Below are 22296 nucleotides of genomic sequence, written 5' to 3' on the forward strand. Positions count from 1 at the left end.
TCCAGTCCCTCTTTTACCCAGCCGTCGCCACAGTCGAGCCAACTGGACGTGGCATATCTAAGCCTGTATTGCTGCATTTTTCCTATCTGGCTGCTACTAACCTCGACCTGCGGGATGTTGCTAGAAATGCTGATTCAGAAGCTCAGCGAACTCCTTCAGCCGCGTCTGCGGAGGGGTCAACCTGGATAATTCGCCCACCCGCCGCACGCCGCAGGCGGTCCTGTACTGCCAGCCCCAGGCCCACAGGTCGGAAGCTGCGACAGAGGATCACATTGACTCCTGCCTCTTCTAGCGCCCGCAAGGTGGCGAAGAGGGCCGCCGCCACCTTCTCCGGCTCCTCCAGCGAGGCTGGTGCGCGCACCAGCACCCCGCGTTCCTCACATGGACGCAATGCCTCCCGATCCTCGACCGCCGCCAGAATGCCCACCCGCTCGCCTCGCCCCAGACGACGCAGGGCCTCAGCGACAAGGGCCTTTCTCTGGGCCTCATCTTCGCCCTCAAAGAGCAGCAGAGGCACTATCGGCGAATAGTGCACCAGCAATTGACCAGGCGAGCGCTGGGCTGGCCCCTCCTCGCTCTCGGGATCGTTAGAGGCCGTGGTCTGCGGCGGCAGCGGAGGCTCAATCTCCGGCAGCACCTCCCGCAGAGCCTCCAGGCTGGTTCCACCAGGGCGCAAGATGCGCGGAGCCGGCGCAGCGACATCGACCACCGTCGACTCAACGCCGACCGGTGTTGGCCCCCCATCGAGGATCAGCGGTACGCGCCCGCCGAGATCTGCCAGCGCGTGCTGGGCCGTCGTTGGACTGACATGCTTGAAGCGGTTGGCGCTGGGCGCCGCGATGGGCCTGCCGGCAGCCCGAATGAGCGCACGCGCTACGGGATGGCTCGGCATGCGCACTGCCACCGTCTCCAGGCCCGCTGTCACCAGCGTTGGCACCCGCCGCCCACGTGGCAAGATCAACGTTAATGGGCCTGGCCAGAACACTTCGGCAAGCCGCCGCGCCCGCTCCGGCACAGCCGCAGCCACTGTCTCCAGCTCTTCTATCTGTGCTATATGAACAATAAGCGGATCAGTGAACGGGCGCCCCTTGGCGGCAAAGATGCGGCGAGCCGCCTCCTCGCGCAAGGCATCGCCGCCCAGGCCGTAGACGGTCTCCGTCGGAAAGACCACCAGCTCGCCTGCGCGCAGCAGCGACGCCGCTCGCTCAATGATATCCGCTTGCGGCTGCTGGGGATCAACAGGGATGACTACAGTAGGAACTGCCTTGATCTCGTCTGCCATGAGTATCTGAGCAACCACCTTCTTGATAGAAGTCAGCGCTGGTCTCATCGCCCCCCATAACAATCAAGGGAAGAGCCAGCCCACATGCTCAACGTGCCGCGCTACGCCGTGCCATTGGACAAGGCGCCCGCCCTCTGATCTCTGATACAAGCCATACCGCCGGCAGCAGGTGCTGAGGCCGATCAGAAGACAGGCTAGCGCCCTCGCCCAGGCTTCAGCTCTGACTCTGGCCCTTGCTCCCCGCTTGTCTGCCTGGCGAGAAAGCGCTCATAGTCGGCAAAGATAGCCTGCGTTCCTTCGCCCAGGCGGCTCAGGGCCTCTTCACGCTCCAGCCAGAGCGGCTCACCCTCCATACTTGCCCGCAGCTGGCCGCCGATCACCTCGCCGCAGACGACCGCCGTCAGCGCACTCATCTGCGTCAGGGAAGCGCTCACCAACCAATAGCAGCCGATAATGCTCTGGGTCCGAATGCGCAGGCCCGTCTCCTCCTCACACTCGCGCACCGCCGCCTCGAAAGGTGTCTCGCGCCAGCGGATAAAGCCGCCTGGGAAGCTCCAGGTGCCGCGGGCCGTTCGTACTACCAGAAAGCGCCCTTCGCTCTCAACGACTACATTGACCGCCCCAAGCGGCGGTAAGTTGCCGACAAGCAGAACATTGAGCAGATTAAAACAGATGCTCGCGATGGCCTTGAGCAGGCTATAAACCACAGGTTGCCTCTCCTCCCATCAGCCAATATACTATGGTTCTCATTGTATCCCATATGGGAAGGGGGAAGAGGAGGCCCTCCCTCTCCCAGTTCAGCCTCATGCTCCACACCAGCAGCGCCAGTGGAAGCCTGAGTACCATTCACCAGACAAAAAAGCCCGATCGGGATGCTCCCGACCGGGGACAAGCGTGCAGGTCAGCCAACCAGCCAGTCCAACCGCACCGCAGGCAGGGGCCGCGCGCCAGGCAAACAGGCCCAGGCAGCCAGCCAACACCCTGGACAGGAGAGCCAATGTGGACAGCGTGGAGGACGATGAGGACGCTGGACCGGGGTTGCTCTCAGTGCCTACGCGCCGCTCTGACCGTTGGAGGTGGTGCACTCCTGTTGGAGTTGGTAAGCCTCTTCCCAGCTGTGGCAGACAATCAGCTCGTGGTCACCAAGGCGAATCCGATCACCGGAGCGGAGTACCTGGCTCCCCCTCTGCTCCAGACGCTGGCCGTTGATAAACACTCCCTCGGCGTTATCACCGTCTTGAATGAGTAGCTCCGTTCCTGCTCGCCGCAGAAAGGCATGGCGACGCGAGACCCGGCGATCTCCCTCCAGCAGAATACCGCTATCGCCGGCCCGCCCGATGCTGATCTCAGGAGCGGCAAGCTCCACAATAGTGGCCTGGCGGGCAGCTGTCGCCGGCGGCAAGACCAGAATGTAGGTGGGAGCAGCGACAAGGGGCACTCCCTCAGCAGAGGCTGACACTGGCGCTCTCTGCGCTTCCTCCTGTTGCTCTGACAACCGTCCCTGCTCGCCTCCCTGGCGCTCCTCCTCTCCATCATCTCTGGCAGCCGGGGCCTGGGCCTCCTCACATGCTTCTTGCGCCTGAGTTCCATTGGCAGCGGGCAGCGCCGGGGCAGCATCTGCGATCGCGTCCACCTCTGCAGCCTTTTGCTGTCCGTCGGTCTCCGACACAGGGTCCCCCGCTGACCGGCCATGCAGGCCCGAAAGCACTTCGAGCAAGGACACCTCAACAGGAGACTGCGGCGGGAGGTCCACGGTCACAGGCGACAGGATCGCTGTTCCCGTTTCAGGCTGGTCAACCCGCTCCTGCCCTGTGACAATGGTCACAGCCATCTCCGGCGCAAGCATCGCCAACTCAGTCGCTGCTGAGGCAGCAACCTGACTCACCCTCTCGGATGTCGACACATCTGGGCCTGGGGAGCGGGTCGCCTGGAGCAGCGCCTCAAAATAGGTCAGCGCAGAGCCAGAGGAAGAAACGTCACCTGTCGGCCCGGTGGCGGCCTCTCTGGGCCCCGCTTCCGCCTCTCCTTCATCCTCGGAACCAGAGGCAGGCGGTTCCGCTAGCCGCTCTGACTGAATCTGGGCCGGCTCCTCGCCCGAGGCCAGTGAATCAGCAGCTGACCCCGCTTCCTCACCAGCTATCACCTGGCGCTGCTCGGGCCCGGCTGTCACCTCCGCCTCCTGTTGCGACTGCGGCAAAGATGGGAGCAAGCGCTCCGCATCGCCTGAAGCTGGCAACTCATCATCGGTGAGCAAGATCTCAGCTGTAGCCTGCGTCTCAGCCACAGGGAGCGTCGCAGCGAGCCGCTCCTCGGGTTGTTCAGTGGCAGCCTCTTCCTCCTCCAGGGCAGTTGCTTGCTCCGGCGAGACCTCCTCGACCTCCTTATCCGGTACCATCACAGCTGCCCTTTCAGACTGACTCTGACCAACAGCACTTTCCTCCACCCCGCCGGCCTCAAGCGCGGTCCCCGGCTCTTCTCGCTCTGGTGGCTCTCGCGCCGGCTCTTCCTGCAGGCCGGCAGCAGCCAGCTCGACCGCCGCCACTGGGCGCGGCATCGCCTGCTGCAGCGCCTCGGCAAAGGCCAGCACTGAAGGATAGCGATCCTCGGGATAGACCGAGAGCGCGCGGCGAATCACCCCCTCAATCTCCACCGGTATCTGCGGATTTAGCGATAGGAGCGATGGGAATGACTCACTCAGCTTGGCCTGCGCAATCTCCTCGGGCAACCCCAAATAGGGAGGGCGCCCAGCGATCCACGTATAGGCAATCACCGCCAGCGCAAACTGATCGCTGGCCTGCGTTGCTCGCCCACCAAGCTGCTCTGGAGCCGCCGTCACCGGCAAGATCGGACGCTGCAGCCGCCCGAAGCGACGCACAAAGTGAGCCAGACCGACATCGGCCAGCATGAACGGCGCATAGTCCGACGCTCCTTCCACATTTGGCCCACGCAGCACCATAATATTGGTCAGGCTCAGCCCCCCATGCAGATAGCCGGCATGATGCACATGCTGCAGCGCCTGCGCCAACTGCTGAGTGTAGCTGACCGCCGCTGACAGCTCCAGCGGCGGACTAAACCACAAGCGCCCGTCACTATTCAGGAGCGAGCCACTGCTGAACAAGCGCCGCGCCACATACAAATTGCCGTGCAGCTCCCCATAATCGAGCACCGGAGCCAGGTAGCGGTGAGTCAGCTGACTGATTCCTTGCATCTCGCGGAAAAACTGCCGCCGCGCTGCATCCGAGAGCGGCGCCCAGGGATGCAGCAGCTTCAGTACCACCTTCCGCAGCAGCAGCGTATCCTCCGCCTCATAGCTCTCACCAGCTACTCCGCTGCCAAGGAGCCTGATCACGCGATAGCGTTCGAACCTCTGGCCTTCTCGCAATGCCGGCATAGGCGACCTCGCTTTTTCCCCAGATAGCATCTGTTGCTATTGTAGCATGTTTCTGCTGGCAGACAGCAAAGCAGTAGTACTAAATCGGGGAACCTGCCAGGTAGCAGGAACACCGCAGAACGATCCTCAACCTCCTCCAAGATAAGGAGACACAAGGAGCAACGAGCAACTGCCCGCCAGAGCACTTAGTGATCCTCGCGCTCAACCGTCGCCCTCCCATCGTTCTGCCCCCAGCCCGCTGTCGGCTCTTCGCCTGAAGCGGGCCACTCAGGATTAGCCCCCGCAGCGGTCTCCGAGGGAGCGGAGACGCTTTCTGCCAGCGGGACCGCAGTGAGCGCTCTCTCCCTTTGCTCAAGAGCAGGAGCCTCACCCCCACACCTGGTCTCACCCTGATGAGCCTGAGCGCGAGCCGCCTGCCGCTGCCGGGCCAGGCGAGCACGACGCAGGCGATAGAACAGCAGAACCGCCAAGCCGACGATGACCAGCGCCAGCGCTCCGGCCCAGCTAATGGCCCGCGCCAGATGCTCGACAGCCGCAAAATTGTCATGAAAGACGCGCCCGGCGAAGTAGCCAAGCAGTCCGAAAACGGTCGCCCAGAGAATGCCCCCGGCAGCATTGTAGATCAGAAAGGTCCGCCAACGCATCCGATTGACACCGGCCAGAAAGGCCGCCCAGGCCCGCAGCACGGCGATGAAACGCCCGAAAAAAACTGTTTTATCTCCGTGACGAGCAAAGAACTGCTCAGCGCGATCCAGATGCTCAGGCTTGAGAAAGATATAGCGCCCAAAGCGCTCGACCAGCGGTCTGCCGCCATGCCGTCCGAGCAGATAACCGAAATTATCCCCCACGATGGCCCCCAGCGCGGCACAGGCGATGACAAGAGGAATTTGCAACTGGCGATCGACCCCCGCCAGAAACGAGGCGAGCAAGAGCATGGTCTCCCCAGGAAAGGGAATGCCCGAGCTTTCAATCATAATAAAGAGGGCCACCGCGGGATAGCCCCAAACATGGAGCGCATCCTGTAGCGTCTGCAGAGAGATCAGGGCAGCAATGACCCCCAAAAGCAGGGCTGGCCTGCTGGCAAGGCTCACCAGCGCCAGGCGCGACCACCAGAACATGCATCCTCCTTTGCTTCTGCGGCTTCCTCACACATCAAGCAAGCGACCGTGTACCGGGCCAGTATACGCCCTCGTCCGGCCAAAGACAACCTCAAGAGCCGGACATGGGTAGCTGGAGACCCCCTTGAGTGCCCTGCCGTTTGCCCCGCCACCAGCCTCCTAGCCAGGTTAGCCCAAAGGCCAGCAGCGGAGGCGCGACAGCGCTAAGCCCCATCCAGCCAATCCAGCCGCCGCCCACCGGAAGGTAGCCACGCGAGAAATAAACAGCAAAGGCCGAGAGGGAGAAGACCAGCACAAAGACTAGCAAAGCATACTCCAGCGCCGCCGGTCTCCCACGCTGCGGCAAGGCCAGCGGAGCCAGCCCGACGAGCCAGGCTACATACCAGGGGAAAAACCAGGGTGTCACCAGAAAGATCGCCCCCATCGTCAGCAGCGCCCCCATCGCCCAACGCTCTAGCCGCGGTTGCTCCCAGACCAGCCACAGGGCCATTGCCAGGGTCATCAGCAACGCCACTCCCTGCAGCAGATTCCAGGTACTTCGCCGTCCTAAGAGATCGAGCATCGGCCCTGCCCAGCCCCCCAGTGGCTGCGGGTGATAGTACCTCCACTCCTGAATGGCGCGCAGGATCGAAAATTGACCCAGCTCACGGCTCGTCGAGGGCGGGGCCAACAGGCTGACGACGATGTCATGTGGACTATGACCGAGCCAGAATGGGAGATAGGCTAGCCCCACCAGCAAGATTGCGCAGCCAAACGCCAGGAGCAGCTGGGTGACCACCAGCCTCCAGCGCCGGCGCAGCGCCAGCAGCAGGGGCTGGCCCCCGTCGCGCTGCAGGGTACGGAAGAGCAGCAGGCAAAGGAAGAGCGCCACCCCGAGCAAGGCCGTAAACTTGATGAGGACTGCCAGCAGCATGGCTGCCAGGGCCGGCAACCAGTAGCGCACCCGCTCCAGACGGCTGCCATCAGGATCAGCACAGCAGGAACAGCCCAGCAGCAGGCAGGTCATCATCAAGAGATCGTTATGGGCCCCCAACGCACTCTCAATGAGCATCAGAGGATTGAGGCCATAGAGCACGGCCCCTACAGTGATCACGCGCTGTGAGCGACCCAGGTCCCCCAGCAGGCGGGCGATCAGACCCATATTGAGCAGGTGCGCCCCCAGAGCCAGGAGACGAAAAGCCAGCAGATACGCCGGCGCATTCCCCCCCAGGAGCCAGCTCAGGGCCGCACAGATCATCAGCCAGAGCGGGCCATAGGCCGCCACGGCGGTCTTCCAGTCATCCAGCGAGGTCAGAGGGTCGTCCGGGAAGGCAGAGAGCGGCACAAAGTAGGGATTGGCCCCATGCGCTACCATAACCCGGCCATAGCCGGCGTAGACAAAGATATCGTGCGAGAGCATCCCAGGCGCTACCACAAGTACTCCCCCACTGACAAGGAGCACTCCAGCCGCGAGCCACAACAGCCCACGGCGACGCCCCACCGTCGTGGCCAGCCTCCAGCTCAGCCATAACAGAGACAGATAGAGCACGAAGAGGATGATAATCAGAGTATGAAAGGTGAGATCAGCTCTATCTAAAAAAGGCAAGAAACGCGCAAGAGCCTTCGCCAGTCTGGCAGGCAACCACAGTCCCAGGGGCGTGAGCGCTCTCCCAGGAAGCTGACCGGCGATAGGGTGCCCAGCCAGCTGCTCCAGGGAGGCAATAGCCGCAACAACGATGGCCAGATAACAAGCAAGGAGCAGAGCGACGCCCAAGAATCCCAGACCGGCCCGCGGTGGTTTCGTCCGCACCACCCGCTCCTTGATTGGATTGTTGTATGTCAACAGCGTCTCTGTCATAGATTGCGTAGTGAGTAGACTGCAACTGCAGATGGACAAACAGCCTCCTGCTGCCAGGATTCGCGCAGAACCAGAGCAGCGGGGCGGCTACTAGAAACTCGCTTCGCCGACCGCTCACCACACCGTTCTCATACCGTTCTCACACCGTTCTCATACCGTTCTCACACCATCCAGAACCCCTGGATGAAAATGATGGTCAGGGTGGCCAGCAGCGGCGGGAAGATCAAGGTGATCGCCTGATGAAGGCGCGGATGCTCGCAGGCCAGGGCCGCCAGAGTCATGAAGCCCGGGAACATCTCCAGGACAAAGCGCTGGTTGGAGATCAGCGAGTCGGGCTGATTGATGCTTGGCTCTACCAAATAGAGCAGCAGCAGGGCCGCCATCCAGAGCGTATAGCTGAAGCGCAGCCGGCGCCAGCCCAGCACCGCCAGGACGATAAAGCCCAGGGTGGCACTGAGATCGAGTACGAGATGGACCGAGAAGAGCGAACCGGCTGGCTGGAGCCAGAACAGCTCTACCAGGGCCTTCCAGATGCCTACCCAGGGCCAGACGGTGCGATGGGACCAGCGATATTGTACTGCCGCGAAGCTGAACGGTGAATGGAAAAGATGCCAGCAATAGAGACAATAGATGGCGGTACCCAGCGGAATCAGCACGACTGGTAGTATCCGTAGGATGAACGAACGCCATTCACTCCGCTCGGGAAGCAGCCCGAGGCTGTTACGGGCAGCCCAGGCTTCCCAGAGGAAGGGCAATACAAGTAAGATACCCGGCGAGCGGGTCAGGGAGGCCAGCATGCCCAGCAGCCCAGCCAGCCACCAACGCCGCCGACGCATGGCCAGGAAGCAGCCGGTGACCAACAGCAAAAAGAGCGACTCATTATAGGCGGCAAAGAAGAAGAAGGCCGTTGGGAAAATACAAAGGTAGAGCAGCGTGCGACGGCTGACTTGATCGCCCAGGGCCTCACTGGCGAGCTGGTAGAGCGTGAATAAGGAGCCAAGCAGTGCCAGGTTGCTGATGAGCATGCCAAAGAAAAGATAGCCGTGGTTTCCCACAAGATGGGCCAAAATAGTAATTAAGAGAGGGAAAAGAGGAAAGAAAGCGCTGTCGAAAGGGCTACGATAGCCAAACTGAGCAATCTCAACGTAGTGGACGGCATCCCAGCGCTTCCACGACATGGCCGCCGCCAGCAGGCTTACTGGTGGCGCGATGTACTGCGGTGGTCGCGGACCATTGAGCAGCGTGTAGGCAAAATAGGTGACCAGAAGAAGCGCGATGCGGCTGCAGATAAAGAGCCAGAGAATATCAGCGGTTGGCGCACGTTTCATAAGGAATACTCTTCGCTCCTCTTAGTATAGCAAATCAGATGGGATCGCAGGGTCACTTTTCACTTGCTGTTGCTCTCCGCTTCCTTGCTGAGTTTCATTGGTATAACGAATAATCCATAGAGATGGTCAAAAAGGAAGCCTTTCTTCCCCTAGAGTCTGCGCTTACAACAATAAGCATTGAAAATGACATGCTTCTCTCGAAAGAGAGGAGGCTCACGGCGTTATCTTTTGTCATCTTTCACCCTGAATTCAGAATAATCCTTCATAAGGCTTGTGATCATCTGGGGTCCTGGTGCCAGCCATCAGGCCAGAACCTGGTCAACGCCAGCGGAATTCAGCCGGCAGCCTGGTCCAGCAGCAGAAGAGATCAGCCCCTGCGCAATGGTGGCCTTCCTGCTGAGCGTTCTCTCCTCCGAGCCGATGATTCCTCTTGCGGTCGCCGTCTCCCCGTGCTATAGTGTATTTAACATTCCCTTAACATAAGGTTAATATCCATTTAATACTTCCTCAGTCAGAGAACAGCCGGGCAGCGTCGCCCGAGTGGGCACAGCGGGCCAGGCCGTCAGGCCGACCTCAACGCTATCAGCAGCAGGCACAGCGAGCCTCCAGGGAAAGAGCACAGTAGCCGGACACAGCGACAAGAACAAGGGCCAGCCTTGCGCCCACGTCACGAGAAGTACGTATCAAGCACACAGGTGAGTCAGCAGCAACCAACCCACCTTTCGATCTGGCAGCTTGTCTGTCTGCTCAAACTGGTACCGGTCAAAGTCGCTCCGCGCCTACAAGTGTGGAGCAGGGATCTGATTCCAGGTAATTATATACAACTCAACGGGAGGGGAGAGAGAGCAAGCAATGGCAACGACAAGCAATCCGACAATGGTCGTGGGCCTGTTACTGGGCGGGGCCCTCTTATTACTCTATGGCCTGCGCCTCCTGTCGGAGGCCATGCAGCGCGCCGCCGGTCCGCGCCTGCAGAAGGCCACCATGGCGCTGGCACAGCGCCCTTTCATGGCGTTTGGCGTTGGTCTGCTGGCAACAGCGCTGACGCAGAGTTCAAGCGCAACCTCCTCGCTGCTGGTGGAGCTGGTGAATGCCGAGCTGGTTCCGCTGACGACGGCCTTCGTCATGGTTTTGGGCACCAATGTCGGCTCCACGCTGGTCGTGCAGTTGCTTGCTTTCCATGTGGCCGACTATGCTATTCCCATCGCCGGAGCAGGGGCCGCCCTGGGACTGCTGACCCAGCATAAGCCGCAGCGCGACCTGGGGCAGGCAGCCTTTGGCTTTGGAGTGATCTTACTCGGACTGGCGGCGCTCCAGGCCGGCAGCGCCCCGATCGCGGCCAGCCCTGTTACCGCCGAGGTGCTGCGCGCTTTGATGGGGGCGCCACTGGTCCTGGCCCTGTTGGGCCTGCTCCTGGCTCTGGCCTTCGCTTCGAGTGCGGCAGCCATCGGCCTGGTGCTGGTCTTGACAGCCAGTGGAGCGCTCTCCGTCTTTGCCGCTCTGGCCTTGCTCTTCGGAGCTAACATCGGCTCAACGCTGACAGCCCTGCTGACAGCCATCAGTCACCCCTCGGTTACAGGCCGCCGTCTGGCCCTGCTCCATACTGGCACCAAGTCGCTGGGGGCTGCCATTGCTCTGGCTCTGCTTCAGCCCTTGACCAGCCTGCTGGCCCAGCTCGGACTGGAACCCGCCTGGCAGGTGGCCTTGACCCATCTGGTCTTTAATCTGGCCCTGGCCACGGTCTTTGTTCCCCTGGCCGCTCCAGTCACACGCCTCGTGACCGCGCTCCTGCCAGAACAGGAGAATCAATATGAGCAGCCGCTGGGACCACGCTATCTTGATCCCGAGGCCCTGGCCTCGCCGGCGGTCGCCCTGGGCCAGGCGACGCGCGAGGTGTTGCGCATGGCCGATATTGTGACGGAGATGCTGCGTCTGTCAATGCTGGCTTTCGAGAAGCCGGACGCCCGCGTGCCGGAGCGCATCAACGAGCTGGATGACCAGCTTGATCAGCTCAATGCCGCCATTAAGCGCTATCTGACGCAGCTCGATGAGAGCCGCCTGACCCGCGAGCAGGTACAGCGCGAGCTGGCGCTTCTCTATATTATTACCGATCTCGAGGCCATCGGCGATATTATCGATCGACAGATGATGCGCCTGGCACGCCGCAAGCAACGCCGCCAGGTTGCTTTCTCTGAAGAGGGCTGGCAGGACCTGCTCAATTACCACGATGAGGTGACGGAGGCTCTGGAACAGGCTCTGGCTGCTCTGGCTTCGCAGGATACTTCGCTGGCCAATGAGTTCTTTGTGCGTAAGGCGGAACTGAGTAAGATGAAGCGCCAGCTCCATCTGCGCCACGTGCGCCGCTTGCAGAGTGGCCTCTCGCCGAGCTGGGAGTCAAGCTCTATTCACCTTGATCTCTTGAACGCTCTGAGTCGCGTGCTGTCCCATGCATCGAACATTGCACATGCAGTGCGCGGCGACCTCTGATGAGAAGATCACCTCCTGTCGCCTTCTCTCTGGTTGGCGGAGCGGCAAGGACAGCCCTGCCCGCGCTGTGCTGGCCATTGCCGCTCCGTCGCTTTCCTCTACCGCCATACTGGGCTTGCCCTGGTAACAACTCACCTCGCCCCTTCCTCTCCTTGGCTTTCCGTTTTCTAGTGCAAAACCAACCGGGGCAGTTTTACACAAGAAAGCTCACTTCGGCAAGCACATGGTCATTTTCAGCTAGCCGTTAGCAATCCGTCTATCAAAGGGGTAGACTCCCAACAGGGGGAGATGCAGCGTACTCCGTCTTCACTAACGCTTGTGAACAGGTTCACAGCTTTTGAAAAGAAAAAGCATTAATATAAGGACGTCTCCCGAGAAAAACGCTGTGTTTCTACCCTTAGATAGCGAAGAAATATAGAAGGTTTATAACAGATGTTAAAGGCAAGCTTTGAGATTGAAGTTATCACCCCTCTCTTTCTGGCCGGGGCCAATCAGGCAGAGGCAGAGCTGCGCCCTCCTCCGTTCCGTGGAGCTATGCGCTACTGGTATCGGGCACTGATTGGCGGGATTACCGGAGGCGACCTGGATGAGGTGCGCCGGCGCGAGGCGCAGGTGTTCGGCGAGACCGAACACGGGTCACCGATACGTGTTCGTATCACGGAGGTAAGGCCTCCAGAGCCCTCACCGCCTGACTTCCGCCAAGATCAGAGTAAGCTAGGCATCCGCTATCTCTTCTGGTCGACGGAAGGCTCCAGCAATAATCGACCGCGCCGCCGATGCTGTCCGCCTGGGACGCGCTTCAGGCTTCTGCTCACAGCCCATGAGAAAGATCAGCGCTTTCTCCAAGAGGCGATCATCTCCCTCTGGTTACTCACTCACTTCGGGGGACTGGGAGCACGTTCTCGCCGCTGCGCCGGTAGCCTGGCCCTTCGCTCTTTTGCTCTCTCCTTCTCCCCTGAAGTAGAGCTACCCCTATTGTCGCCAGACCAGGTCACAGATCTTGATGCGTTGGCTACCCTCCTTACACTGGGACTTCAAGAGATTAAGCGTTTTCTCAGTGTTAGTAAGCTATCCAGTGTTGAAAACGCCCGCTTTGATATCATTGCCCCAGGTAATTGCTATATAGCTCTCCTCTCTCCCCAAAATGGATGGCTAAGAGTAGATGAGGCGTTAGAGGCCGTCGGCAAGCAGTTGCAGCAATATCGCCGCTCTCTTCCAGCAGATGACCGCAGAGCATTCGGCCTGCCTTTACCTACGCTCAAGAAACGTCTGGCTTCGCCTCTTCATTTGCATATTGCAACTATTGATAGTTCTTATGTATGTGTTGCAACTATATTTAAAAGTAGATTACTACAGCAGAGACATTTCAATGTCATTAAAAATTTTATAAAAAATTTCCCAGAAGCAACTAAAAGGGAGATAGAGTTATGACCCAGTCCTACATGCTCATCTTCGCCCTGGGGCCGGTGCAATCTTTCATCGCTCAGGCGCGCAAGTCGCGCGATCTCTGGCTAGGCAGCTTCCTGCTCTCCCACCTGATGGAGGCAGCTCTTGCCCAAGTGCCGCCGGGGGTGCTGGTTTTCCCGACCACGCCCAAGATCGACCGCTCGCGCTGGATACCCGATCTGCCCAATCGCTACGTCGCGGTCTTCTCTCCAACGGAGACCCAGCCCGACCCACTGGCAGCAGCCCGCCAAACGGCTGAGCAAAGCAAGCAAGCGATTTACAGGGCCTGGCAAGACATCTGCGGGGAGGTCTATCGGCAGCTCTTCGGCGGCAATGGCACTGATGGGCATGAGACGCTACTGCGCACTATCTGGGAACGTCAGATCGATCCCCAACGCCTCTTTGAGATCTACTGGGCCATTGCCTCCAACACCGATGGTCAGGGCCGTCCGCTGGTATATGGGGACTGGTTCAAACGTACCTCCCAGGCGCTCGATGCCCGCAAGAGCCTGCGCGATTTCGCCGCTCAAGATGAACCCGGCGAGAAAAGCACGCTCTCTGGCGAGCGCGAGGCCCTGCATAGCCAGGGCGAGAGTCGGCAGGAGGTCAGAGCGTTTTGGATACAGGTAGCGGGCAAGCCGGGGGTTTCGGCTAAGGACCTTGCCTTAGATGGCTCTGAACGTCTGGACGCCATCGATACGGTGAAGCGCTTTGCTCTGCTCTCAAAGAGCTTCCTCAAAGGTCAAGGGGAGGGCAAGCCGGGGTTGGAACAGGGTCTGGATTTCCCTTCAACCAGCACGATGGCCGCCGCAGCCTTCATTGAGCGCCTGTTATCCCTGGTGCCTTCGTCAGAATCTCCAAGCAGCGAAATTCAGGAGGCAGTCAAGGGCTGGCAAGAGATTACTGCACTCCTGAAAAGGGAAAAGCCTCATCTGGCTCTTCCTTACCTGGAAAGGAAAGCTCAGCAGGCTAACCACTCCTGGCTCAAGGATGTTGACGGCGAGTGTGCTTTTGTCGAAACTTTCACCGCCCAGCGGCTGCGCACGAACTACCGCGCTCTGGTCGCATCGCAGCCGCGGCGCTTTCCCAGTGAATGGGTCATCGAGGAGCCAGGCTATCTCAGCAGGGCCCACGAAGTACTGAGAGAGCTTCACCGGCTCATTGGTGCGCCTAGTCCTTACTACGCCTTGCTACAGATGGATGGCGACCAGATGGGCACCCTCATTGGCGAGGTCCAGAGCCAGGCTGATCACCGTGCCATCAGTGGAGCGCTCTCGACCTTTGCGCGCGAGCATGTTCCCGGCATCGTCGAGGATGAGCGTCCCGGCAAACTAATCTACGCCGGCGGCGATGACGTGCTGGCTTTGGCACCACTGGCGCAGATGTTCTCTCTCGCCTCAGCCCTGCAGCAGAACTATCGCGAGATCGTGGGGCCGAGCATACAAACGGCCTCCAACGGGACAAGAACGGCTACGGTCAGTATGGGCATCGCCATCGCTCATCATCTGATGCCGCTGACGCTGGTACGCCGGATGGCACGTGAGGCTGAGGAACAGGCTAAACAGCGCTATGGCCGCAATGCCCTGGTGGTGACGATTCTCTGGCGCTCCGGCAATACGCTCTCCGCCGGCTGCCGCTGGGAATATCCTTTTTCGGAGAGTGGCTGGCTGACTATGCTCCCGCTGCAAATCTTCCAACATGTAGTAAACCTTTTTGCAAGCAATACGCTGTCGCCACGCTGCCTGGAGATTCTCAAAAGGGAGCTGCCGGGGTTAGAGGGCTTGCCACAGGAGGCGCGCTGCAGTGAGATCGCGCGTGTACTGAAACGGCAATGGAACACTACCGCCCTTCAGTCCGACAAGAAGCCATCGCAGAGCCTGGCCCACGACAAGACACCGCGGGACACTGGCAACTCCGAATCTTCCACCAGGCTCATGCCTTACGCCCTGGCCTATGCCCTGGTCCGTCTCGCAGCTCTCATGGAAAAGAGTCAGCCTGGAGCCTTCTCCGGCCCCGACAACTCTGGCCTGCAGGAGGTCCTGAACTGGCTGCAGATTCTGGCTTTTCTCGCAAGGGAGGCAGGAGACAGTGTATCTTTTCATCGAGCCACATGAGACGCTCCTCTTTCGCAGTGGGCGCCCCTTCGATGCCGGCGAGGTCAACTTTGCCGAATCGCTCTTCCCCCCCACTCCTGAAACCTTACAGGGGTCGCTGCGGGAGCTGATCGCTCGCCACTGGGACCAGCGCAAGAGCCTGCCCGAGCTCCTGCGTGATCCGGCCCTGACAGCCCTGATCGGTAACCAGACAGGCTATGGTCGCCTGCGCATCAGGCTGATCACGCTCGCGCGCCGTCAGAAGGCGCAGAACGGCGCTCAGCGCTTTGAGCTGCTCTATCCCATGCCGGCCCACTTGCTGCGCGCACCGCACCAGCCAGGCTCCCCCTCCAAACGCCTGCTCCGCCTGAAACCGGCCTCGCCCGCTGGCCTCTGGACCAATCTCCCTCAAGGGCAGCAGCTACTTTATCCCGAAGGCCAAGAGCAGGCGCAACCGCTTGGCAAGGGGAGCAAGCTGCGAGGCTGGCTGACAGCAGAAGGATTAGAGGCAGCCTTGCGCTCCAACACTGAGATGAGCGAGACTATGATCATCTCCAACAGCGAGATCTACGAGGAAGAGCCACGCACGGGAATCGCTCGCCAGGAGCGCACGCGTACGACAGAGGAGGGTATGCTTTATACCATCTACACTGTGCGCCTGCGACCCAGCTATGGCTTTCTTGTCGATCTGCGCCTGGCTCAGACAGCCGACCCTCTCAGCGATCAGTTGCTACCTGATGAGCAAACCGCTTTGCTCTTGCGCCTGCCCGCGCCCCCGACGCACTTCGCCCATACCCTGGGCGGCGAGAGCCGTCCTGTGACCGTCTGGCTGATTGATCCCCAGGCTACACCGGTGCGGGCCGCCGCGCCTCAGACGCCAGATCACCTCAGCGGGCAGCGGCTCCTGCTTTATCTGGCCACCCCAGCGATCTTCAGAAAGGGCTGGCAACCTGAGCGCTGGCCCGCAGATCTCGGCGCACCTATTGCTGCGGCTATCAGTGGCTACCAGTGGATTGGCGGATGGCAGATGAACCCCAGTCATCACGGTGGTCAGAGCAAAACAGCCCGGCGCTGCGTTCCTGCAGGAAGCGTCTACTTTTTTGACAAGAAAACAGATAGAGATCTCTACCAGCTAACAGATATCGGCAAAGAAATAGGCTATGGTATGATCCTTAAAGGAGTCTGGTGACATGATTACAGCGACGAGCATGATGTACATCTACACAGAAACGTCCTTGCACGCCGGTGTAGGCAGTGGCCTGAGCAGTATCGAGTTGCCGATCCAGCGCGAGCGCCATACCCAGTATCCCATGATCCAGGGCAGCAGCATCAAAGGGAAACTGCGCGCGTTGATCGTCGATCAGTGCGGCAACAAGTCCGATAGGCGGGTCGAGGCGCTTTTTGGCCACGAGCGCGAAACTCAAGAGACCGACCGGCTTCACGCTGGAGCCTTGATTGTCGGAGATGCCCGCATCCTGCTCTTCCCTGTGCGTTCTCTCCGGGGAGTTTTCGCTTATACTACCTCTCTTGATGTCCTGGAGCGCTTTCGAAAGGATCTCACCCACATCCACCAGGAGCAGACTTTTCCGCAGTTGCCGCCGGAGCGACCGACGAACGGCCAGGCGCTGGTTACTGAGGATTCAGAGGTGATCACTTCCGAGGAGAAGTCAGGCCTGCTGCTGGAAGAGTTCAGTTTCGAGGTCAGCAAGAACCAGCAGGTGACCAGTGTGGCGCACTGGCTGGCGGAGCACGCCCTCCCGCTTGACGGCTACTGGGCCGGCAAGCTGCGGTCTTCGCTGGTCGTCCTCTCCGATGACGATTTCCGCGACTTCGCCCTCTACTCAACCGAGCTGATCACGCGCATCGCCCTTAATCAGAGCACGAAGACGGTCGAAGAGCGCGCCCTCTGGACAGAGGAACATCTGCCTGCAGATACCCTGCTCTACGCTCCTATCTACGCGACCAACGAGCGACGTCCCAGCGAGCAGGGCCAACAGCCGCGTCATGGCCTGGAACTGCTCCAAGAGGCTCAGACACTCAGCCAGCAGGCCGGCCCCTACCTGCAGCTCGGTGGCGACGAGACAGTAGGGCGTGGCTTCGTCAAGGTGCGCTGGAGTCCTGCAGTTCCACTCACCAGCACCACCACCGGTAAGCCCTAAACTATCGTCCCTTTGTTAGAAAGGATGAAAAAAATAACAGATATAACAGGTGAATCCTATGATAGAAGAGAAAAAACCCATACGACGACTGCTGGAACAAGAGCGGGGCAAGTTTGCCTGGAACTGCATTCAAGAGATAAAGAAGCTCCCCTCAGCCGAGCTGCAGGCCGAATATCGCACACGGGCCTTAACCTTTAACCAGATGGTGCAGATCAACGGCCTGGGGGCCACCCTCGGCTTTCTCAGAGCAAAAGCGATTGAAGAGAAGAAGACGAAGACAGCTGATCAGAAGGCATCTCCAGGCCAGCCTTCGGCGAAGAGCACTCAGCAAGATCAACAAAGACAGCTAAAATCTTATGGTTACCTGTTGAAGCATCTTACCGAGTGGATGGCCAGGCGTAGGTTTATTCCCCCCATCGAAAAGAAGAGCGAGAGGTGGGAGGACGAAACGCAAGGTGACCAGAACAAGCAAGTGGACGCTCTCCTGCTCTGGATCATTCAGGAGGCCAGCAGCAACGATTACCGCCGGGCAACAACCGAGTGTCTGGCCTTCGGCGACTGGTTGCGCCGCTTCGCCGAGGCTGAGCTGGAGAAAGAGGAGAACAAGGAGTCTGCCAAGTCCGGGCAGTAGGGACGGAGAAGCGAGACGATGAATAACTCACAGCACCGAGAATCAGGCCACGCGAGAAGGCAACAGCATCCCCCGAGAGGCCCCAGCAACCGCGATAGCCACACAACAGCGCAGGGCAAGACATCGCTCTATCCATTGCCGCCGCGAGCCACAGAGTTGCTCAAAGCAGCGCTCCACAAAGAGAAAGTAGGATCAGGCTCGTCGCAGGAAGCCGGAGCCAATCCTCCCTCTCAGAAAGGGAAGCCCGGCTCGCCCCAGCAAGATCAGTCCCACTCACAGAGGAGAGACTACCCCGTGCTAGCCTGCCCCAACCTGGGACTGCAGCTTCACCGCTACATTCCCAGCGCGGTTCTTCAGTTCTCGCTGGGCTCCGATAGCAAAGCGTTCCCGGCGGCGCGCCAGCAGTGGCTGCAGGCCCTGGCCCAAGGCTACCAACCCGACCAGGCCCTCGCCACAGGCGCGTACCAGCGCTGGCAGGCCTTCACCCGCGCCCTGAACGCCCTTCATTTCAAGGCCGAGATCGACTGGCGCCTGGTGGTTGGCCTGGGCGGTAACTCTGTGCTGGAGACCGACCTGACCCTGCACCGCAACTATAGTCTGCCCATTATCCCCGGCAGTGCCCTTAAAGGTCTGACGCGCAACTACGCCACTCAAGAGGACTGGGAAGTCGCCATCCCCGACGAGCAAGGCCAGCCTCGGCAGAGAAAGAAAGCGGAAGCTGACCTGAACCGCCTTTTCGGCACCCTCGATCAGGCCGGCAGCGTCATCTTTTTCGACGCCATTCCACTCGAAGGACAGGCCAGGCTGGAACTAGACGTCATGACGCCCCACTATCCCGACTATTATCAGAAGAACAGGCCGCCCAGTAACGATCAATCCCCAGTGCCGATCACCTTTCTCACCGTGGCCAAGACTACCTTTGCCTTCGCCATCGCCCCACGTACTCCCACACCTGGCGACCGCGCCGATACCGTCCTCGCTCTGGCCCTGCTCAAGCAGGCTCTGGCGGACTACGGCATCGGCGGCAAGACCAGCGCCGGCTACGGCTACTTCCATCAGGCAGCCGAGTCTCCTGTCGCCAACAACGCTCCCCTCGCAGGGCGGGAAGAGGAAGGCGAGGGCATGGAGGAAGCGCGGGCCCAAGCCAGGGAACTGGCAGCCCTCACCCCCGAACAGCTTCAACGGAAAGGAAGCCTGGAGCTTCTGAGCACTTTGAGGAAAATGCGCTCGCCCGCCGCAAAACGCCTGCTGGCCCGAGAGATCGAAAAGATCTACCGTCAGAAAGGAGTCGATCTTCAGAAAAAATCAGAATTCTTCAAACAAATAGAACAAATTATACAAGAGAAGGATATCCACCAATGATCACCATCCTCGCCCAGAGCCAGCTCATCATCTCTTCCCATGCGCCTTACCGCAAGGTACAGCCCTCGCTCAAGCTAAGCAAGTCGGGCGGAGCCAAACGGCGCAGCCCACCCGGCCTACTCAGGAGGCAGCATTAGCCATACTCCCATCACCAGACAGCGTGTCATCCCTGCTGCAAGCTGTTGACCTGGGGAAGACTCTGCGACGAGGAGCGCCACTGCGTCAAAGGTAAGGATCACGATTGTCTTGTGCCTCCTCTCAGCTTGAGTGCCTGAAGAGAGATCAGGTCATTGACCGCATTCAGCCATGATCATACCCCAAACACAGCACGCCTCTGGCCAAGGCTCAGCAGAGCGACCAGAGGCGTGGTCTTGCCTGTAGGTCAGCGCGAGCCATCCCACTCTCCTCAACTTTACAAGAAGAGGAAATACACTTAGACGGGAAAAGCTGCAAGCAACCGTGAAAAGAAAGCAAGAAAGCCGTATACACATCTTGCAAACAGATTAGCTTTCTTGTTTACTCACTCCCTCATTACCCCCCCACATCCCCTTGTCCCAGCCTGTCACATACTGTAGAATGGCTCTTGTTAGTGGGTAGAGTGAGCCATGCTTTCAAATGGAGGTATAGTTTATGAGCACCAGCAGCACCCGACACGGCTCTCCTCACTTCCCCACCGTGAGCGGCAGTATTGCCCCATCCACGCAGCAGGACATGGATGCCGCCGTGCAGGCGCTGCAGGCCCACAAAGACCACTGGGTCGCAGTGCCGGTGCGCGAGCGCATTGCCATCTTAGAGCAGCTCCTCAGCAACTTCGTTGCCATCGCCCCGCGCTGGGTTGAGGTCAGCCTCAAAGCCAAAGGCCTCGCCCCCGACGAGCCGGCGGCCAGCGAAGAGTGGGGAGCGGGCGTCTTACCCGTCATCAACAACCTGCGCCAGCTCCGGCAGTCGTTGCTCGACATCGAGCGCTACGGCCATCCCCGGATTCCCGGCCCGGTGCTGACCATGCCCAACGGGCAGGTAGCCGCGCGCGTCTTTCCCCAGAGCGTCTACGACCGCCTCTTTTTTATGGGCCTCACCGCGGAGATCTGGATGGAACCGGGGGTCAGCATCAGCGAGCTTCCACGTACCCAGGCTCTCATCTACCAGGACCGTCAACACAACGGTAAAGTGGCGCTCGTGCTAGGCGCCGGTAACGTCGCTAGCATCGGGCCGATGGATATTCTTTACAAACTCTTCGTCGAAGATCAGGTTGTCCTGTTCAAAGCCAATCCGGTAAACGCCTATCTTGGGCCGCTCCTGAGCGAGGCTTTCCGACCCCTGATCGATCGCGGCTTCCTGCGCCTGGTCTACGGTGGCGCCGAAGAAGGGGCCTATCTTTGCCAGCATCCGGGCGTCGAGGAGATCCACATCACTGGCTCCGACAAAACCTACGAGGCCATTGTCTTCGGCCCCGGTCCTGAAGGGGCCCGGCGCAAAGCCGCCCGCCAACCTCTGATCAACAAACGAGTCACCGGCGAGCTGGGCAATGTCAGCCCGTTCATCGTTGTTCCCGGCCCCTGGACGGCGCGCGATCTCGCTTATCAGGCCGCCCACATCGTTAGCTCTTTAACCAATAATGCCGGCTTTAACTGCAACGCTACGCGCGTGCTGATCCAGCATGCCGGCTGGGAGCAGCGGCCCGAGCTGCTCAACGCTATCCGGCGTGTCTTGCAGACCGTTCCTCCACGCCTGGCCTACTATCCCGGCGCCAGCGAGCGCCAACGAGCCTTCGTCTCCGAGCATCCCGAGGCCGAGCTGTACGGACAGGCCAGCGATGGGCGACTCCCCTGGACCCTCATCACCGGCCTTGATCCCGAGCGCGAGGGCGATATCTGCTATACTACCGAAGCTTTCTGCAGCCTCTTTGCCGAAACCACCCTGGCTGCCGAGAGCATCGCCGACTATATCGATCGGGCCGTGGCTTTCGCCAATGAACGGCTCTGGGGGACGCTCAATGCCACCCTGATTGTCCACCCCGAATCGCTGAAGATTCCAGCCATCGCCCACGCCGTCGAGCGCGCCGTCGCCAACCTGCGCTATGGCACCGTCGGTGTCAACTACTGGGCCGGTATCGGCTTCGCTCTGGCTGCAACTACCTGGGGCGCTTTCCCCGGTCACGACAGCTACGATATCCAGTCTGGCATTGGCGTGGTTCACAATACCCTGATGTTCTCCCGTGCACAGAAATCTGTGCTGCGTGGCCCCTTCCGCAGTACACCTACCCCGCTTTGGTTTGTGACCGAGGGGCGCAAGGCCCTCAAGACCTTTCCAAAATTGATCGAGTTTCTGGCCGCACCTTCACCGACGAAGCTCCCGGCCATTCTGCTCTCAGCCACTGTCGGCTGAGCCATCAGACAGACGGCTTCTCGCCATGCTCGCTGGGCCCGGTCATCGCAGGTCAGGCCCAGCGAGCATGGCCAGCTTGAGCTGTTGCGTGCGGCAGCGTTGCCCTTCTCTTCCAACGAGCTGGTTTTGTCTTCTGCTGGGAACAGACACTATAAGCGTTCAGAGAGGTTAGCGCCTGTTTTATGGCCAGAAATGTCACCTTTTTCTCGGTCACGACGTACCAGGAAAAGGATGACCGTTACGTTCTGGTCAACCAGGCAGGCTCTCAGGGAAGAGAGATCTAGTATCTGAGATGTGCCAATGACGAAAAATTCATGAAGAGGAGGTCTTTGCATGAGTAAGGCAGCAAGGCTAGTGGCGCTTGCCTCGGCTCTGGAACAGAAGGATTACCAGCGAGCCGCCGCCTATCTCGCTGACCACTTCGTGTATTATGGGACTGGCACGCAGCATCTCAGCAAACCTCAATTTCTGGAGCTGCTGCAGACACTTCAGAGCGCTCTTCCCACCTTACGCTTCCACCTGCAACATTTGTGCGAGACGGGGAATCGCGTGACCGCGCATCTGCAATTTGCCGGCCTGCCCGTCCAATCCTCCCCTGCCGAAGCGAGTGAGTCGCTGGAGGCCGGACTGGAGTGTACTTTCGAGGGGGCCTTTATCACGGGCCTTCGCGTCAAGGCCCCACCCCAGCAGAAAGCTGCGGAGGAGACGCTGCGTGCGCCAGGAGCCGCGCTTCGCCAGAGCTAAGGGAGTGCGTTGCAGGACGGTGTCGGCAACGCA

16 protein-coding genes are annotated in these 22296 nt (G+C 60.0%); 10 read left to right on the forward strand and 6 right to left on the reverse strand.

Going from position 1 to position 22296, the window contains the following annotated elements:
- Positions 1-142 precede the first annotated feature (142 nt).
- The 6 genes from BGC09_RS06370 to BGC09_RS06395 all read right to left on the reverse strand — a co-directional run bounded on the left by BGC09_RS06370 (position 143) and on the right by BGC09_RS06395 (position 8956).
- Complete coding sequence (locus BGC09_RS06370; protein ID WP_084658013.1) at positions 143-1282, reverse strand: L-threonylcarbamoyladenylate synthase; 1140 nt, start codon at positions 1280-1282, stop codon at positions 143-145.
- A 194-nt stretch (positions 1283-1476) separates the two neighbouring features.
- Complete coding sequence (locus BGC09_RS06375) at positions 1477-1989, reverse strand: NUDIX hydrolase (RefSeq protein ID WP_069803062.1); 513 nt, start codon at positions 1987-1989, stop codon at positions 1477-1479.
- A gap of 344 nt (positions 1990-2333) precedes the next feature.
- A complete protein-coding gene (locus BGC09_RS06380) occupies positions 2334-4673 on the reverse strand; it encodes a protein kinase domain-containing protein (RefSeq protein WP_069803063.1) in 2340 nt (779 codons plus the stop codon).
- A gap of 185 nt (positions 4674-4858) precedes the next feature.
- Positions 4859-5791, reverse strand: coding sequence for a DedA family protein (locus BGC09_RS06385; RefSeq protein ID WP_069803064.1), 933 nt, complete (start codon positions 5789-5791; stop codon positions 4859-4861).
- A gap of 91 nt (positions 5792-5882) precedes the next feature.
- Positions 5883-7580: an MptA/MptB family glycosyltransferase gene (locus BGC09_RS06390; protein WP_069803065.1), complete on the reverse strand. Its 1698-nt coding sequence runs from the start codon at positions 7578-7580 to the stop codon at positions 5883-5885.
- 209 nt (positions 7581-7789) lie between these two features.
- Complete coding sequence (locus tag BGC09_RS06395; RefSeq protein WP_069803066.1) at positions 7790-8956, reverse strand: mannosyltransferase family protein; 1167 nt, start codon at positions 8954-8956, stop codon at positions 7790-7792.
- An 852-nt stretch (positions 8957-9808) separates the two neighbouring features.
- Here BGC09_RS06395 and BGC09_RS06400 point away from each other — a divergent pair.
- From BGC09_RS06400 to BGC09_RS06440, 10 genes are all read left to right on the forward strand, one after another.
- Positions 9809-11443: a Na/Pi cotransporter family protein gene (locus BGC09_RS06400; protein ID WP_069803067.1), complete on the forward strand. Its 1635-nt coding sequence runs from the start codon at positions 9809-9811 to the stop codon at positions 11441-11443.
- A 432-nt stretch (positions 11444-11875) separates the two neighbouring features.
- The gene (gene cmr1, locus BGC09_RS06405) at positions 11876-12874 is read left to right on the forward strand and encodes a type III-B CRISPR module RAMP protein Cmr1 (RefSeq protein WP_069803068.1); all 999 of its coding nucleotides are present in this window, start codon (positions 11876-11878) and stop codon (positions 12872-12874) included.
- Positions 12871-15003: a type III-B CRISPR-associated protein Cas10/Cmr2 gene (cas10, locus tag BGC09_RS06410; protein WP_069803069.1), complete on the forward strand. Its 2133-nt coding sequence runs from the start codon at positions 12871-12873 to the stop codon at positions 15001-15003. Before cmr1 ends, cas10 begins: the two co-directional genes overlap by 4 nt.
- The gene (locus tag BGC09_RS06415) at positions 14978-16171 is read left to right on the forward strand and encodes a type III-B CRISPR module-associated Cmr3 family protein (protein WP_069803070.1); all 1194 of its coding nucleotides are present in this window, start codon (positions 14978-14980) and stop codon (positions 16169-16171) included. The genes cas10 and BGC09_RS06415 overlap by 26 nt, the downstream gene beginning before the upstream one ends.
- A 1-nt stretch (position 16172) precedes the next feature.
- Positions 16173-17141: a type III-B CRISPR module RAMP protein Cmr4 gene (cmr4, locus tag BGC09_RS06420; protein WP_069803071.1), complete on the forward strand. Its 969-nt coding sequence runs from the start codon at positions 16173-16175 to the stop codon at positions 17139-17141.
- 58 nt (positions 17142-17199) lie between these two features.
- On the forward strand, positions 17200-17772 hold the full coding sequence (gene cmr5 / locus BGC09_RS06425; protein WP_069803072.1) for a type III-B CRISPR module-associated protein Cmr5: 573 nt from the start codon (positions 17200-17202) through the stop codon (positions 17770-17772).
- 294 nt (positions 17773-18066) lie between these two features.
- On the forward strand, positions 18067-19134 hold the full coding sequence (cmr6, locus tag BGC09_RS06430) for a type III-B CRISPR module RAMP protein Cmr6 (protein WP_069803073.1): 1068 nt from the start codon (positions 18067-18069) through the stop codon (positions 19132-19134).
- Complete coding sequence (locus tag BGC09_RS22785; RefSeq protein ID WP_176728856.1) at positions 19131-19271, forward strand: hypothetical protein; 141 nt, start codon at positions 19131-19133, stop codon at positions 19269-19271. Before cmr6 ends, BGC09_RS22785 begins: the two co-directional genes overlap by 4 nt.
- Before the next feature lie 493 nt (positions 19272-19764).
- Entirely contained in the window at positions 19765-21519 is a 1755-nt protein-coding gene (locus tag BGC09_RS06435; RefSeq protein WP_084658019.1) for an aldehyde dehydrogenase family protein, read from the forward strand.
- Positions 21520-21852: 333 nt separating this feature from the next.
- A complete protein-coding gene (locus BGC09_RS06440) occupies positions 21853-22263 on the forward strand; it encodes a nuclear transport factor 2 family protein (RefSeq protein ID WP_069803074.1) in 411 nt (136 codons plus the stop codon).
- Positions 22264-22296 lie beyond the last annotated feature (33 nt).

It is taken from the genome of Thermogemmatispora onikobensis, assembly GCF_001748285.1.
Taxonomy (GTDB): Bacteria; Chloroflexota; Ktedonobacteria; order Ktedonobacterales; family Ktedonobacteraceae; genus Thermogemmatispora; species Thermogemmatispora onikobensis.

Excerpts from the sequence above, each read along its gene's own strand:
- BGC09_RS06400 (WP_069803067.1), top strand. The coding sequence starts at position 9,809 with ATGGCAACGACAAGCAATCCGACAATGGTCGTGGGCCTGTTACTGGGC.
- BGC09_RS22785 (WP_176728856.1), top strand. The coding sequence starts at position 19,131 with ATGATCACCATCCTCGCCCAGAGCCAGCTCATCATCTCTTCCCATGCG.
- BGC09_RS06370 (WP_084658013.1), bottom strand. The coding sequence starts at position 1,282 with ATGGCAGACGAGATCAAGGCAGTTCCTACTGTAGTCATCCCTGTTGAT.
- BGC09_RS06385 (WP_069803064.1), bottom strand. The coding sequence starts at position 5,791 with ATGTTCTGGTGGTCGCGCCTGGCGCTGGTGAGCCTTGCCAGCAGGCCA.
- cas10 (WP_069803069.1), top strand. The coding sequence starts at position 12,871 with ATGACCCAGTCCTACATGCTCATCTTCGCCCTGGGGCCGGTGCAATCT.
- cmr4 (WP_069803071.1), top strand. The coding sequence starts at position 16,173 with ATGATTACAGCGACGAGCATGATGTACATCTACACAGAAACGTCCTTG.
- BGC09_RS06440 (WP_069803074.1), top strand. The coding sequence starts at position 21,853 with ATGAGTAAGGCAGCAAGGCTAGTGGCGCTTGCCTCGGCTCTGGAACAG.
- BGC09_RS06380 (WP_069803063.1), bottom strand. The coding sequence starts at position 4,673 with ATGCCGGCATTGCGAGAAGGCCAGAGGTTCGAACGCTATCGCGTGATC.
- cmr5 (WP_069803072.1), top strand. The coding sequence starts at position 17,200 with ATGATAGAAGAGAAAAAACCCATACGACGACTGCTGGAACAAGAGCGG.
- BGC09_RS06435 (WP_084658019.1), top strand. The coding sequence starts at position 19,765 with ATGAGCACCAGCAGCACCCGACACGGCTCTCCTCACTTCCCCACCGTG.
- cmr1 (WP_069803068.1), top strand. The coding sequence starts at position 11,876 with ATGTTAAAGGCAAGCTTTGAGATTGAAGTTATCACCCCTCTCTTTCTG.
- BGC09_RS06395 (WP_069803066.1), bottom strand. The coding sequence starts at position 8,956 with ATGAAACGTGCGCCAACCGCTGATATTCTCTGGCTCTTTATCTGCAGC.